This is a genomic window from Thermophilibacter sp. ET337, from assembly GCF_024733715.1.
GTDB lineage: Bacteria > Actinomycetota > Coriobacteriia > Coriobacteriales > Atopobiaceae > Thermophilibacter.
Genome location: NZ_JANRHO010000002.1, coordinates 174,837 through 188,698, shown reverse-complemented (window position 1 = coordinate 188,698; position 13,862 = coordinate 174,837). Strand labels below are relative to the sequence as shown.

At 70.9% G+C, this 13,862-nt stretch carries 9 protein-coding genes; all 9 read left to right on the top strand.

The window, feature by feature from the left end; translation table 11 throughout:
- The first annotated feature begins 77 nt into the window (after nucleotides 1-77).
- The 9 genes from NW198_RS02960 to NW198_RS02920 all read left to right on the top strand — a co-directional run bounded on the left by NW198_RS02960 (nucleotide 78) and on the right by NW198_RS02920 (nucleotide 13,861).
- Nucleotides 78-1,559 carry a hypothetical protein gene (locus tag NW198_RS02960; protein WP_087314249.1) on the top strand — a complete coding sequence of 494 codons (1,482 nt, stop codon included), beginning with the start codon at nucleotides 78-80 and terminating at the stop codon, nucleotides 1,557-1,559.
- Nucleotides 1,560-1,594: 35 nt separating this feature from the next.
- A complete protein-coding gene (locus tag NW198_RS02955; protein ID WP_258339947.1) occupies nucleotides 1,595-4,159 on the top strand; it encodes a L,D-transpeptidase family protein in 2,565 nt (854 codons plus the stop codon).
- A gap of 94 nt (nucleotides 4,160-4,253) precedes the next feature.
- On the top strand, nucleotides 4,254-4,487 hold the full coding sequence (locus NW198_RS02950) for a hypothetical protein (RefSeq protein ID WP_087314253.1): 234 nt from the start codon (nucleotides 4,254-4,256) through the stop codon (nucleotides 4,485-4,487).
- A complete protein-coding gene (locus NW198_RS02945; RefSeq protein WP_258339946.1) occupies nucleotides 4,480-5,964 on the top strand; it encodes a class I adenylate-forming enzyme family protein in 1,485 nt (494 codons plus the stop codon). Before NW198_RS02950 ends, NW198_RS02945 begins: the two co-directional genes overlap by 8 nt.
- Entirely contained in the window at nucleotides 5,961-6,620 is a 660-nt protein-coding gene (locus tag NW198_RS02940; RefSeq protein ID WP_258339945.1) for an acetyltransferase, read from the top strand. The genes NW198_RS02945 and NW198_RS02940 overlap by 4 nt, the downstream gene beginning before the upstream one ends.
- 9 nt (nucleotides 6,621-6,629) lie before the next feature.
- Nucleotides 6,630-7,532 carry a malate dehydrogenase gene (locus tag NW198_RS02935; protein ID WP_258339944.1) on the top strand — a complete coding sequence of 301 codons (903 nt, stop codon included), beginning with the start codon at nucleotides 6,630-6,632 and terminating at the stop codon, nucleotides 7,530-7,532.
- A 26-nt stretch (nucleotides 7,533-7,558) separates the two neighbouring features.
- Nucleotides 7,559-10,504, top strand: coding sequence for a hypothetical protein (locus tag NW198_RS02930; RefSeq protein WP_258339943.1), 2,946 nt, complete (start codon nucleotides 7,559-7,561; stop codon nucleotides 10,502-10,504).
- Nucleotides 10,505-10,567: 63 nt separating this feature from the next.
- Complete coding sequence (locus NW198_RS02925) at nucleotides 10,568-12,664, top strand: hypothetical protein (protein ID WP_258339942.1); 2,097 nt, start codon at nucleotides 10,568-10,570, stop codon at nucleotides 12,662-12,664.
- 66 nt (nucleotides 12,665-12,730) lie between these two features.
- Nucleotides 12,731-13,861, top strand: coding sequence for an FAD-dependent oxidoreductase (locus tag NW198_RS02920; RefSeq protein WP_258339941.1), 1,131 nt, complete (start codon nucleotides 12,731-12,733; stop codon nucleotides 13,859-13,861).
- Nucleotide 13,862 lies beyond the last annotated feature (1 nt).

Genomic DNA, 13,862 nt, shown 5'->3' with positions numbered 1-13,862 from the left:
CGGACACATACGTCTGTGACGGTATCATAATAGGAGCGTTTAGCCCGTGGACATCACCTCCGACGAACAGGAGCCCCATGAGGACAAGCCAGCCCATCTCGCCCCGCCTCTCCCGCCCGCTCGCCGCGCTCGGCGTCGCGGCGCTTCTCGCCCTGGCACCGGCGCCCGCGCTCGCCGTCGAGCCCGCGTCCGACCCCGCCCCCATCACGGTGATGGCAAACGGGGCCTCCGGCTGGGTCCGCGGCGAGGACGGCGCGTGGCGCTTCAGCCTCGCGGACGGCACGGTCGTGCGCGGCTGGCTCGTGACCGACGTGCTCCCCGGCGAGAGCGCCTCGACCGGCCTGCAGCGCTACTGGCTCAAGGCCGACGGCTCCCTGGCCACCGGCGAGCTCATCCAGACCGGCGCCTCCTCGTGGACCTACGCGCGCCCGGAGGGCTACGTCGTCCGCGGCAAGTGGACCGACCCCGCCACGGGCAACGTCTACCTCTCCGACAACGACGGCAACCTCGCGAGCGCCGGCTGGGTCGTCTCGGACGCCTACGGCGACGGCCTGCAGCGCTACTGGGTCGACGAGGTCGCCCACGCCTGCGTGCCGGGCATCTCGAGCGCCGGCTGGGCCCACTACACCTCCGCCGCGGGCTACGTCCTGCGCGGCAGCCTCGAGACCGAGCACGGGACCCTGATCGCCGACAACGACGGCCGCCTGCTCGAGGACCGCGTCGCCGCCGTGGACGGCGAGGGCTGGTACGTCGGCGACCTCGGCGCCGGCCTGCAGCGCTACAACTTCAACGCGGTGGACGGCCACCTCTACGCGAGGACCGGCGTCTTCACCGCCACGATCGGCGGCGTCGAGGCGCGCTTCTACGCCAGCCCCGAGAACGGCTATGTGGTCCGCGGCGCCACCGCCGCGAGCCCGCTCTACCTCGAGGGCGCCTACTGGTCCTCCGACAACGAGGGGCGCCTGACCCAGGTCAGCGTCGCCCCCGACGACACGCCGCGCTCGCGCGACCCGTGGCTCGCCACGGTTACCTGGGGCGACGACGCCTCCTACATCTCGACCCTCGCGGCCGCCGCGGCGCGCATCGGCAGCGACACCGACTACTTCATCAGCTTTGACAACGAGCTCTGCCGCGTGATCGTGTTCGAGCGCACGGCGAGCGGCACCTGGCAGGCGACCAAGCTGTGGAACTGCCACGGCGCGAAGAACACCTACAGCGCCGCGAACAAGCACATCTACGGCTGGGGCGGCGTCTACAAGATCTCCGACCACCAGATCTGCGCCTGGGACGACAGCTACTTCGGGCGCGGCTACAACGACTGGGCGTCGTGCTTCATCGAGTACTACGAGAAGTCCAACGTCACCGGTCACTCCCGCTACATCCCGGGCAAGGGCTGGGAGAACTGCGCCTCGTTCCACTCGTCCGCCTATGCCTACACCGGCAACACCATGACCGGGTGCTGCGGCCTGCTCTATGAGAACGCCAAGTGGGTGCACGACGTCGTGCCCCTCGGCACCACGGTCATCGAGTTCGAGTACAGCGACGGCACCTACTTCTAGGCCGCCTGCAACCAGGTTTTGAGGAGGAGAAGAACGTGAATCATCTGAGAAGCTGCCGTCCCGCGGTCGTCGCGGGGCTGGTCGCGACTCTTGGGCTCACGGCGACGCTCGCCGTGGCCCCGGTGACGGCCGCGGCCGACGAGCTGCCCGCCGCTGTGGAGGGCATCGGGGCCGAGGCCCCGGCGCCCGTCGAGCAGACGGCCGATCAGGCGGGCGCCCTGCCCGCCGGGCAGTCGGACGACGAGGCGCAGCTGCTCGCCGACGACCCCGGCCAGCCCGCCCAGCCGGCGGACGACGCCATCGTCATCGGCGCCTACGACGAGGGCGCGGGCAAGCCCGCGAGCGGCGGGCAGGCCCCGACGGCAGATGAGGGCGCTCCCGAGACGCCCGAGACGTCCGCGGTGCCGGAGGCGCCCGCGGACCCCGTCGTCGACGAGCCCGCGGACGGAGATGCCGCGGCCGACATCCCGATGGCGGAGGAGGGCGAGGCGCAGGTCCCGGGCGGCGAGCAGGCCGCGGGCGAGACGGCGGACGCCGACGTGACCGAGGACGCCGAGACCGAGGATGCCGCCGGCGCCGAGCAGGACGCCGACGCCGAGCAGGGCGCCGAGGAGGGGCCGATCGAGCCCGCCGCCTCGGAGGACGAGCGGGACGACTCCGTCGCGGTCGAGGCCTCCCAGGCCAACTCCTGGGTCAAGGACGAGAGCGGCGCCTACCGCTGGTACGACGCGGCCGGCAACCTCTCGCAGGGCGGCTGGGTCGTCACCGACAAGAACCTCGACAACGTCTCGGGTGAGCTGCAGCGCTACTGGATCGAGGCGGACACCGGCGCGCTCGCCTTCTCCAAGCTCCTGACCATCATCGAGAACGGCGTCACCTACTGGTCCTACGCCACGGCCGACGGCTACGTGGTCCGCGGCAAGCACACCGTGGTCGGCGCGGACGGCAACGTCTACGTCTACCTCGCCGACAACGACGGCCGCCTCGCCGGCACCGGCTGGGTCGTTTCGGACGCCTACGGCGACGGCCTGCAGCGCTACTGGGTCGACGAGGAGGCCCACGCTGCCGTTGTCGGCTACTCCTCGGACGGCTGGGACCACTACACCACCGAGAAGGGCTACGTCGCCCGCGGCAAGGTCGCCGCGACCGAGGGGGACCGCCAGCTCGTCTACCTCGCCGACAACGACGGCCGCCTCGCCGAGGCCGGCTGGGTCGTCTCGGACGCCTACGGCGACGGCCTGCAGCGCTACTGGGTCGACGCCGAGGCGCACGCCGCCGTGGTCGGGCCCTCGGCGGACGGCTGGGCCCACTTCACGACCCCCGAGGGCTACGTCGCCCGCGGGTTCGTGAGCTACGGGGACCGCATCTACGTCGCGAACAACGACGGCCTGCTCGAGGACCGCGAGGGCTGGCTCGTCACCGACGCCTACGGCCACGGCCTGCAGCGCTACTTCTTCGCCCGTGACGAGCTCACCGGCTGCTCCTTCATCCAGACGGGCTTCTTCCAGGCCGACCTTCTGACCGGCGGCGCCGGCGAGCTGTGGTTCTACGGCAACCCCGAGCTCGGCTACGTGGCCCGCGGCAAGATGGGCACCAAAAACGGCGTCCTGATCGCCGACAACGACGGCGTGCTCGCGGAGTCCTACGTCGACTTCCCGGAGGGGATGTACGTCACCGACCGCTTTGACGGCCAGCTCAGGCGCTACTACTTCGTGCGCGTGGACGGCCACCTCTTCGCCAAGACAGGCGTGTTCGTCGTGGACGGCGAGCACTACTTTGGCTATGAGGACGAGGGCTATCTCGCCATCGGCCGCAGCGCCTACGGCCGCGGCATGATCGTCGCCGACAACGACGGCCGCCTGCTCTGGAGCGACGTCGAGGGCTGGGTCGTCACCGACCGCTTCGACGGCGCGCCCGAGCGCTACTACCTCTGGGACCTCGGCGGAGGCGTGATGGGCGCGCGGCTGGGCCTGTTCAAGGTCGGCGCCAACCAGTACTACGGCCGCGAGGACACCGGCTACGTCGTGCGTGGCACCTACACCGCCCCGGGCGGCCAGACCTTCTACGCCGACAACGACGGCAAGCTCTCCTACACCTTCCTCACCAGCGCCGGCTGGAGCGCCTGGGAGCGCATCAAGGGCCTCTACAGCTGGACCCAGTACCTCATCGCCGTCGACGTCACGAACCACCGCACGGTGGTCTTCCAGGGAGGCTACATCCAGTCCAAGGGCTGCTACGGCAACTGGACTCCGCTCTATGACTGGGGCTGCGGGACCGGCAGGCTGTACTACCACGACGGCGAGGGCACCCCGCGCGGCACCTACACCATCGGCGGCGGAGGCGCAGACTACAACTGGATGCCGGGCGGCTACGTCCCGGGCGGGTACCGCACCACCTACTGGGTGAAGAACGACGTGAAGTACTTCACCGGCTTCTTCCTCAACCTGGGCTTCCACTCGACCGTGGGCATCGAGGGCGGCTACAGCGACTCGAGCCAGCTGGGCGTCAACATCTCCCACGGCTGCATCCGCCTGCTCGAGAAGAACGCCAAGTGGATCTACGACAACGCCCTCCCGGGCACCAAGGTCGTCGTCTACTAGGCCGTGCGGGCGGACGCCCGCGACGATGCGGTAAGATTGCCACGGCGGGGCGTATCCCCGCCGTGGCATCGTCGTATCTATGAGGAGAGCATCAATGAAGCTTGAGAAGCTGGTCGCGGACACCCTCGCCATTCCCGTCGAGCGGGTGAGCGACTCCCTTTCCATCGACGACTGCGACGAGTGGACCTCGATGAGGCAGGTCGCGCTCATCTCCGCCCTCGAGAGCGCCTATGCCACCGAGTTCGACATCATGGAGTCCATCGAGATGGACTCGGTCGGCGCCATCCGCGAGGTGCTCGAGGCCAAGGGCGTCGAGCTCGATGGCTAGGGTGCTGCCCGGCACCTCCGTCGCCGCCTGCGTCGCCCGCCGCGCCGAGGAGCGTCCCGGCGCCACGGCGCTCGTCGTGGGGGGCGAGGAGGTCTCCTACGGGCGCCTCTGGGCCGCCGCGACGTCCTTCTCGGCGCTTCTTGCCTCCAAGGGGGTGGGGCGCGGGGACCGCGTGCTGCTCCATGCCCGCCACAGCCTCGCCTACGTGGCCGCCTATCTAGGTACCACAGGCCTCGGCGCCGTGGCCGTCCCCTACGAGGAGGGCCTCCCCGAGGCCTCCGTCGCCGAGCTCGGCGAGCGCGTCGGCGCGGTCGCGGCGGTCTGCCCGTCGCCGGTTCCCGGCGTCGCGACGTGGCTTCCCGAGGACGAGGCGCCCGCTGCGCCGGACGCTCGCTGGGAGGGCCTGCCGCCCGAGGCGTCTGAGCTTGCCGAGCTGCTGCTCACGACGGGGACGACCGGGCGCTCGAAGGTCGTCGAGCTCTCGCACGGGGCGGTCATGTCCGTGATCGAGAACATCGTCGAGGCGACGGGCATCGAGGACGACAACGTCTCGCTCGTGCCCATGCCCCTGAACCACGTCTTCGCGCTGCGCCGCCTCCAGACGGGGCTCGTCATGGGGGCCACCGTCGTGCTGCTGAACGGCGTGGCCTCGCTCAAGCGCGTCTTCGGCGCCCTCGCGGGCAATGGGGTGACGTCGCTCAGCCTCGTGCCCTCGGCGCTCGCCTACATCCAGCGGACGACCAAGGACTACCTCGGGACCTTCGACGGACAGATCCGCTTCGTCGAGTCGAGCTCGGCCCCGCTGCCCGCCTCCACGCGCCAGTGGCTGCGCACTGTCCTGCCGAGCGCGCGCCTGTACAACTCCTACGGCTGCACCGAGTCCACGGCGTGCTGCATGCTCGAGTACAGCCACCGCGCCGACGACGGCGCCTGCGTGGGCGCCCCCTGCGCCACGGCGAAAATCGAGATCGTCGACCCCGGGACCGGCGAGCCGCTCCCCGAGGGCGCGGGTCGCATCGTCATCGGCGGGTCGGCCGTGATGAGCGGCTACTGGGGCGACGAGGAGGCGACGGCCGCCACGCTGCGCGACGGCCGCGTCTTCACCAACGACCTGGGCTATCTGCGCGATGGCGAGCTCTACGTGCGCGGGCGGATCGACGACGTCGCCATCATCGGGGGCCACAACGTCTCCCCGGTCGAGGTCGAGGAGGCCATCGGCGCCTGCCCGCTCGTCGCCGACTGCGCCTGCGTGAAGGGCTCCGACCCCATCACAGGCGACAGCCTCGCGCTCTTTGTCGTCTGGGGGGCCGAGAAGGACGAGGAAGCCCTCGCCGCCTTCATGCGCGAGCGCCTCGAGCCGTTCAAGATCCCCGCAACGGTGCGCACGGTCGAGGCGATTCCGCGCACCTACAACGGGAAGATCGACCGCAAGCCGCTCGTGGCGGCGCTCGCGGGAGAGAGTGGGGCAGAGGCATGATCTTGGCCATCTACGGCACGGGCGGCACGGGTCGCGAGGTCCACGAGATCGTCCGCGACGTCGACGCGGCGGGCGAGCGCTGGGAGGAGGTCGTCTTCGTCGACGACGTGACGGACGCCCGCGAGCTCTACGGCTCGCGCGTGATGCCCTTCTCGCAGCTTGCGTCCGAGCTTTCCCCCGAGCGGGTCGAGTTCGTCGTCGCGGTGGGCGAGCCCACCTCGCGCGAGCTGCTCTACGAGCGCGTCACCGAGGCGGGCTACGGGCTCGCCACCATCGTCCACCCCACCGCGCACGTCTCACCGAGCGCCCGGCTGGGCGCCGGCGTCTTCGTCAAGATGCAGAGCATCGTCTCGGCCGAGGCCGTCCTCGAGGACAACGTCTTCGTCCAGGCGGACGTCATCGTCGGCCACGATGTCCACGTGGGCCGCCACACCCAGATCTCAGCGTTCTCGCACATCGCCGGCAACGCGAGCCTGGGGCAGCGGTGCTACCTGGGCGTGCGGGCATCCGTGCGCGAGGAGTGCCGGATGGGGGACGACGTCGTGTGCGCGATGGGCGCCGTCGTGATGGAGAAGCGCGTCCCCTCGCGCGTCCTCGCCATGGGAAACCCCGCTCGCTACGTGCGGCGCAAGGCGGGGAGCAAGGTGTTTGGCTAGGAGGTTGCCATGAAGCGGGTTCTCATCGTGGGCGCCGGGAACGTGGGGTCGGCGGCTGCGCACACGATCGCCCTGAGGGGCCTGGCCGACGAGGTCGTCCTCTTCGACCGCCGCGCCGCCCGGGCCGACGCCGAGGCCCGCGACCTCATGTGCGCGCTTCCCAGGATGGGGGCGCGCGCCGTGGTGCGCGCCGGCTCGCTCGAGGAGTGCGCGGGCGCCGAGGCGCTCGTCGTCTGCGCGTCCGCGCCGGCCCGCCTGGGCCAATCGAGAAACGACATGCTCGTCAAGAACGCCCAGATCGTGCGCGACACGGTGTCCGCCGCCGAGGCCGCGGGCTTCTCGGGGCTCTACCTCATCGTGAGCAACCCCGTCGACCTGCTCGCCCACCTGGTCGTCGACGAGCTGGGAGTTTCCTGCGAGCGCGTCGCGGGCACCGGCACCCTGCTCGACTCGCTGCGCCTCGAGGACCTCATGCGCGCGCGGCTCGGCGCCGCCGAGGCGTGCGCGCTCGCCCTCGGGGAGCACGGCGAGGGCCTCACGGTGGACTGGAGCCGCACGCTCGCGGACGGCGCCGAGGTCCCCGAGGGGGAGCGCCCCGGGCTCGTCCGCGCCACCGTCGACGAGGCCTACGAGATCATGAAGGGCAAGGGCAGCACGAGCTACGGCATCGCGCTCGCGGTCGCGACCGTCCTCGAGGCGCGCGAGCGCCGCGACGGGAGGGTCCTGCCGCTCTCCGTGGCGGCTCGGGGCGCCTACGGCATCGACGACATGACCCTGGCGCTGCCGGTCTCCTTTGGTCCGGACGGGGCCCCCGTCGTCCGCGAGCTCGAGCTCGACGCAGCGTCGGTCGGGCGGCTCCGGGAGGTCGCCCGTGCCATGCGGGAGGCCTACGAGGCCGGCAGGCAGGGCTGAGGCCGCGCGAGGGTCAGGGGGCGACGATGAGACACCTTGAGAGAAGCGGGGGAGCGAGAAGCCCCTTGGGCCGCGCCTCGGCGCTCTGGGCGGCCTGCACGGCGCTCGTCGTCGCGTGCCTTTCCCGGGCGGGCGGCCTCGCGCTCGCCCAGCCGGTCGCGCTCTCGTCCTTCTCGGACCGCGCCATGGGGCAGGCGGTCTCCTCCGGGGTCGACGTCTCGGGCGTCGTCGGGGGCTACTACGGCCTGCTCGCGCTGCTGCTCGTCGCGCTCGTCGCGGCGCTTTGCGCCTCCGCGCTCCTCTCGCGCTGGGCCGGGGCGGGCCCTTTTGCCGAGGGCGGCGACGCGGCGCGCTTCGAGCGCGCCTCCCTCGAGTACGGCCTGGTCTGCGCGTTTCTCGGCGGGTGGGCGCTCGTCACGGGCGCCGAGCTCGCCCCGCTCGCCCTGTGCTACCTCGGCTGCACCCTCCACCTCGTCCTCGCGGCGCTCTCCCGGCGCCTCGGCGCGCCCTCCTACGAGCTGACGTCGGGCGCGCTTCTCGCCCTCTTCCCGCTGGGCGTCTTCCTGCTCACCTCCGTCTCCCTCGCGCAGGGCGCGCTCACGGGGGCCCTCTGCGCGAGCGTCGCGCTCGCCGTCGCCCTCGTCGGCGGCTGCGTCGCGCTCTTTTTGGGGCCGTATCGCCGCGACGCGGACCGCTTCTCGGCGGCGCTCGCCCGCGCGGGCGTGCTGCTCCTCGCGTCCTGCGCCGCCAACCCCGTCCTGCTCGAGCTGAAAAACGTCCTCGTCGCCCGCGGCGTCATCGCCGCCGGGCGGCCCTTCGCCGTCTACGCCCTGCTGACCGCCTGCTGCGGCGCGGCCGGCCTCGTCATTCTCGCCCGCGACGCGAGGGGGGACCGGCACGCGCCGGACGCCGGCATCTGGCGGCGCCGGGCGGCGGCCCTGCTCGTCGTCTCGGTGGTGCTCTCGGCATGGCAGCCCCCCGTCACCGTCGAGTACGGCACGGAGTACTTCGAGAGCTCCAACCACGGGGTCGCCCTGGACGCGCTCTTCCGTCGCGGCGAGGTGCCGCTCGTCGAGAGCTTCGACGCGCACATGCTCATGCGCGAGCTCACGGGCATCCTCTACTACCTGCTCAACCCCTACGAGCCGTGGGGGTACCTCGTCTACCAGCTGCTCGTCAACGTCCCGCTGACGCTCGTGCTCTACCTGGCGCTTTCGCGCGTGCTGCCCGCCCGCGCCGCTGCGCTCTGGACGGTCGCCTCGCCCGCGCTGCTGCTGACGGCGGGCTCTCGCTACCTGCTGCCCTCGCTCGCCTATGCCGTGGTGGCGCTGCTCGCCCTCTGGGCGGCGGTGGGGAGGCCGTCGGCGCCGCGCTACGCGCTGCTGTGGCTCTCGGTGGCGCTGCTGTGCCTTCTGGGGCTCGACTCCGGCCTCGCGGGCATCGTGGCCACGGCGGTGACCCTCGCCCTCGTCTGGGCCCAGGACCGCTCGCGCGTGAGGTGGGGGAGGGCAGCGGCAACGGGCGTCGCCGTCGCGGCGGGCTTCCTCCTGCTGTGGGTGGCGGTCTGCGCCCTGAAGGGGATCGACCCCGTGGGCCGCCTCGCCGAGTTCGTCTCCACCGCCGCCTCGAACGCCAACTGGGCCACCTGGCCGGTCGCGGACGTCTCCTCGGTCGCCTTTGGCGTCTACTACCTCGTCGTTCCCGCCGCGGTCCTTCTCGCCCTCGTCGCGCACGTCGTCTCGCGGCGCTCCCGCGAGGCCTTCCGGGGCGGCGGCATGGTCGCGGCCACGTGGGTCGCGTTCGCGTTCTTCGCAGTCTTCTACCTTGCCAACCTGAGCCGTGGCGTCGTGCGGCACAACCTCGCGGAGGGAAACGTCGCCGTGCTGCTCTCGACCTCGGGGCTCGCGGCGCTCTCGCTCGTGTTGCACCGGGGCCTCGCCTCGGGGGAGGATGGCGTGAGGTCCTTCGGCCGCTTCGTCGCGGCGAGCGGGGTCGTGACGCTGCTCTTCCTGCTGCCCGTCTCCGAGGGCGTGGACTACGCGACGCGCTTCGAGAGCGCCGCCTCGCTCGCCCTCGAGCAGTGGGCCTCGACGGACGCCTACAAGACCGACCCCGAGCCCGGCTCGCGCGTCACGGGCTCCTCGAGGGTCGACGAGACCCTCGTGGGGCTGCTCGACGCGACGCTCGCGGAGGGTGAGACCTTCCTCGACCTCTCCGGCTCGGGCTACCTCTATGCCGTGACGGGGCGCGAGAGCCCGCTCTACGTCAACCAGGCCCCGGCCATGATCAGCGGCGACTCCGGCCAGCTGCGCGCCCTGGCGCAGATCGAGGAGGCCGACCCCGCCCTCGTCCTCATGCCGAGCTCGGCGGGCACGGCCATCGACGGCCTCGACACCTGCCTCAAGTACTACCGCCTCTTCGAGCTCGTCTACGAGGGCTACGAGCCGCTCGCGCGCATCGACGGGGCGAGCTACGACGTGTGGTGCCGCGCCGGCGAGCGCGACCGGCTGCTCGAGGCCCTCTCCGAGGCGCTGCCCGAGGGCTCCTGGGCGGCCGTCGAGGGCTACGACCCGCTGCCCGGCCCCGGGCTCGGGCTCGTCCCGCTCGTCTGGGCGGAGCTCGACGAGAGGGGCGCCTGGGACCAGCCGGTCGAGGCCGAGGCGGGCGTCGAGCTCCCGCGCGCCCTGGGCGCGGGCGAGTCTCTCGGGCTCGGGCTCCCCGAGGGCGTCGGCGCGCGCCCGGCCTACCTGGCGCTCACGGTGGACGCGTCCTCGGACGCCACGATGACGCTCACGATCGGCGCGGGCGCGCAGGAGCGAGCCGTGAGCTTTGGCGTGGGCGTGGGCGAGCACCGCTACCTCGTGCGGGTGTCCGCCTACTACCAGTGGTGGGAGAGCGCCTCGCCTGCGCTCTCCGTCGAGGCGAGCGCCCCCGTAAGCATTGTGGACGCCGCCGTCCTCGCGGGGGACTGACGGCCCGAGCCGCTGTGCTAAGATGCTTCGGAGTTATGTGACGTGAGACAAGGGAGGTTTCCAGTGGCACGTCATCTCCAGGCAGTCGCGGACGCCTCGCCCGAGCGCGAGGCCGCGCCGCTTCCCACCTGGGCGCGCGCGGCCGACGTCATCGGCTGGGTCGTCTTCGTCATCCTCCTGATATGCCTCGCGGTCGGCGCGGGCTTCGATGCGAGCTTCTTCAACGACTTCTTCGCGATCAACGGCGACTGGCAGGCGTACAACCCGCCGAGGCGCCTGCTCGCGGGACAGGTCCCCTACAAGGACTTCAGCGTCTACCTCGGCGCCGGTGAGCTCTACACCGTCTCCGGCGTCCTGGCGCTCGTGGGCAACACGTTCGCCAACAGCATGTTCGCGACCAACTTCCTCACCTTCCTGTTCTTCGAGCTCTTCGTGTTCGCGTGCGCCGTCGCCGTCTTCGGCGGCTTCAGGCACGCGCGCCTCCCCACCGCGCTCATGGTCTGCTTCACCATGTACGTGAGGACCTGGTCGCCGGACGACTACTTCGTGATGCTCGGCACCACCGCCGGCAACTCCAACCGCATGATCCGCGCGGGCGGCATGGTCCTGGGCATCCTGATCATCCAGGCGCTTCTCCACGTCCGGCGCGGCGTCGGGGCCACGCGCTCCGAGGCGCGCGTCTTCGGCGTGGTCACGCCCATCCTGGCGGGAGCCCTCATCCCGTGGAGCAACGACATGGGCGTCGTGTTCTACGGCGTTCTCTCGCTGCACTACGCGGTCCTCTACATCGCCTGCTACTCCAAGGGGCTGGTCGACGTCGTCCTGGCGGCGCTGAGGTACGTCGCGATCTCGGTCGCGGCGTTTCTCGTCAGCGTCTTCGTGGTGTCTCTCGGCCACCCGCTCGAGTGGTTCAGCTACACGATGGGGGTCGCCTCGTACCAGGGCTGGTTCTACGACCCGCGCGACGGCAAGCTCGTCTCGATCTTCGACGCCCGCCTGGCCCCGGTGACCATCCTGCTCATCGCGGTCTTCGTGCTCCTGTGCCTGCGCGCGCGGCGCAAGGGCGCCCCGCGCACCCTCGAGGGGTCGCTTCTGCTCACGGCCACGACCATCGCGGCGAGCTGCATCCTCTGGAACTACGCCTACACCATCGGCAACCGCAACACCGATGGCCTCTACGAGGGCATCTACCTCTCCACCTTCATGCTCGGCACCTTCACGCTCGCGCGCCTCGCGCTCGACGCCGTCCCCGAGGGCGGCCTGCGGCGCGTGCAGCCCCTCGCGGCGTCGTTTGTCGGGGTCCTCGCCATGGGCGTGTTCACCGGCTTCTACGGCATGAGCCGCGTCGCCACGCTCAAGGCCGGCCACCCGGCGGAGTACACCTACTACGAGAAGCTCGACGCGTGGCTCACCGACGCCTGCGGCGTCTCGGTGGCCAAGGAGGCCGAGGTGGTCGGCGACGGCACGGTCTGGAGCACCTACGCCGGCGCCCTCGAGGTGCAGACCGACCAGTTCCAGCCCTCCGGGACCGACTACATCATCCACGTGCTGGGAGACGAGCAGCGCGCCCAATACCTCTCCTCGTTCGAGGAGTCCGACCCCGACTACGTGGTGACCCCGTCGCCCACCCTCAGCGCGTGGAGCGCGTGGGTCAGAAACTCCGGCTGGTGGTTCTACCGCCTGCTGTACCGCGACTGGGAGCCGAGCGTGACCGCCTCCCAGACGGGCAACACCCACACGATCTGGACGCGCTCGGACGGCGGCAACGCCCTCGACGTCGAGGTCGACGTCACCGTGACCAAGCTCAACGAGAGCGTGACGCAGGTCACGCTCACCACCTCCGACCCGACGCTGCAGGCCGTCGCCGACGTGCGCCTCACCGTCAACGCCGGCTCGGGCTTCGCCGTCGGCGGGCTGAGCCCGGTCGTCTACGTCAACCCGCTCACGGAGCTCGAGGTCGAGGCCGGCCGTGGCGTCGACCTGCACAACGCGTGGTACGTCCCGGCCGACTCGACCCAGTACGTGCCCGTGACCATCAAAGACGGCGTCGGGACCGTCGAGCTCACGACGATGGCGGCCGCCTCGCCCACGCTCGACGTGAGCGACGTCGTCGTCGAGGGCGTCTACCCCGACTTCGAGTACACCACCGAGTACGAGTAGCGCCCCCCCGCGGGCGCCTGCGCGCCCGAAACCCCTTCGGTCCTGCGTTCTAAGGAAATCGCTTCAATGACGTCACAACAGCGTTGGTCGATGGCAATCTTCGGGGCGGGCCTCTACGGGCTCTACTCCGCCCTCCACGTCGCCCGCTCCGGGCGCGACGTCATCGTCTTCGAGCACGACGACGCCCCCTTCCGCCGCGCGACCTACATCAACCAGGCGCGCGTTCACATGGGCTATCACTACCCGCGCTCCATCACCACGGCCCAGAAGTCGGCCCACTACTTCAACCGCTTCATGGAGGACTACGGCTTCTGCGTGCACCAGGACTTCGACCAGGTCTACGCCACCTCGGCCGCGTGCTCCTGGACCAACGCGGAGCAGTTCGTGAGGTTTTGCGAGAGCGCCGGCATCCCCTGCGAGGAGGTCCCTGCCGCGCGCTACTTCAAGGAGGGGCTCGTCGACGGCGCCTTCCTCACCAAGGAGTACACCTACGACGCCCAGATCCTCAAGGCGCGCCTGCTCGAGGAGCTCTCGCGCTGCCCCGAGGCGAAGATCGTCTACGGCGCCCGCCCGGCCGGCCCGGTCGAGAAGGACGCGGGGGAGTGGGTCATCCCCATGGAGGGCGTCACCGTGCGCACGCCCTTCGTGCTCAACGCCACCTACGCCTCGGTCAACCAGGTCAACGCGCGCTTCGGCTTCCCGGCGTTCAACATCAAGTACGAGCTCTGCGAGATTATCCTCTGCGACGTCGCCGCGCCGCTGCGCGACGTCGGCCTCACCGTGATGGACGGGCCGTTCTTCTCGATCATGCCCTTCGGCAAGACGGGGTGCCACTCGCTCACCTCGGTGACCTTCACCCCGCACGACACGTCCTTCGAGGACCTGCCGCGCTTTCGCTGCCAGGGGGCCTCGCAGGGCCACTGCTGCCCCGAGCAGCTCGGCAACTGCGACGACTGCCCCGCGCGCCCGGAGAGCTCCTGGCCCTACATGTCCTCGCTCGCACGCAAGTACATGAGAGACGAGCTCGGCTTCGCGTACCGCTCGTCGCTGTTCTCCATGAAGCCCATCCTGCAGGCCTCCGAGGTCGACGACTCGAGGCCCACGGTGGTGCGGGTCCACTCCGAGGAGCCGCGGTACGTGAGCGTTCTTTCCGGCAAGATCAACACGGTCTATGACCTTGAGGAGGTTCTTGGCTAAG

Excerpts from the sequence above, each read along its gene's own strand:
- NW198_RS02960 (WP_087314249.1), top strand. The coding sequence starts at position 78 with ATGAGGACAAGCCAGCCCATCTCGCCCCGCCTCTCCCGCCCGCTCGCC.
- NW198_RS02950 (WP_087314253.1), top strand. The coding sequence starts at position 4,254 with ATGAAGCTTGAGAAGCTGGTCGCGGACACCCTCGCCATTCCCGTCGAG.
- NW198_RS02945 (WP_258339946.1), top strand. The coding sequence starts at position 4,480 with ATGGCTAGGGTGCTGCCCGGCACCTCCGTCGCCGCCTGCGTCGCCCGC.
- NW198_RS02940 (WP_258339945.1), top strand. The coding sequence starts at position 5,961 with ATGATCTTGGCCATCTACGGCACGGGCGGCACGGGTCGCGAGGTCCAC.
- NW198_RS02935 (WP_258339944.1), top strand. The coding sequence starts at position 6,630 with ATGAAGCGGGTTCTCATCGTGGGCGCCGGGAACGTGGGGTCGGCGGCT.
- NW198_RS02930 (WP_258339943.1), top strand. The coding sequence starts at position 7,559 with ATGAGACACCTTGAGAGAAGCGGGGGAGCGAGAAGCCCCTTGGGCCGC.
- NW198_RS02920 (WP_258339941.1), top strand. The coding sequence starts at position 12,731 with ATGACGTCACAACAGCGTTGGTCGATGGCAATCTTCGGGGCGGGCCTC.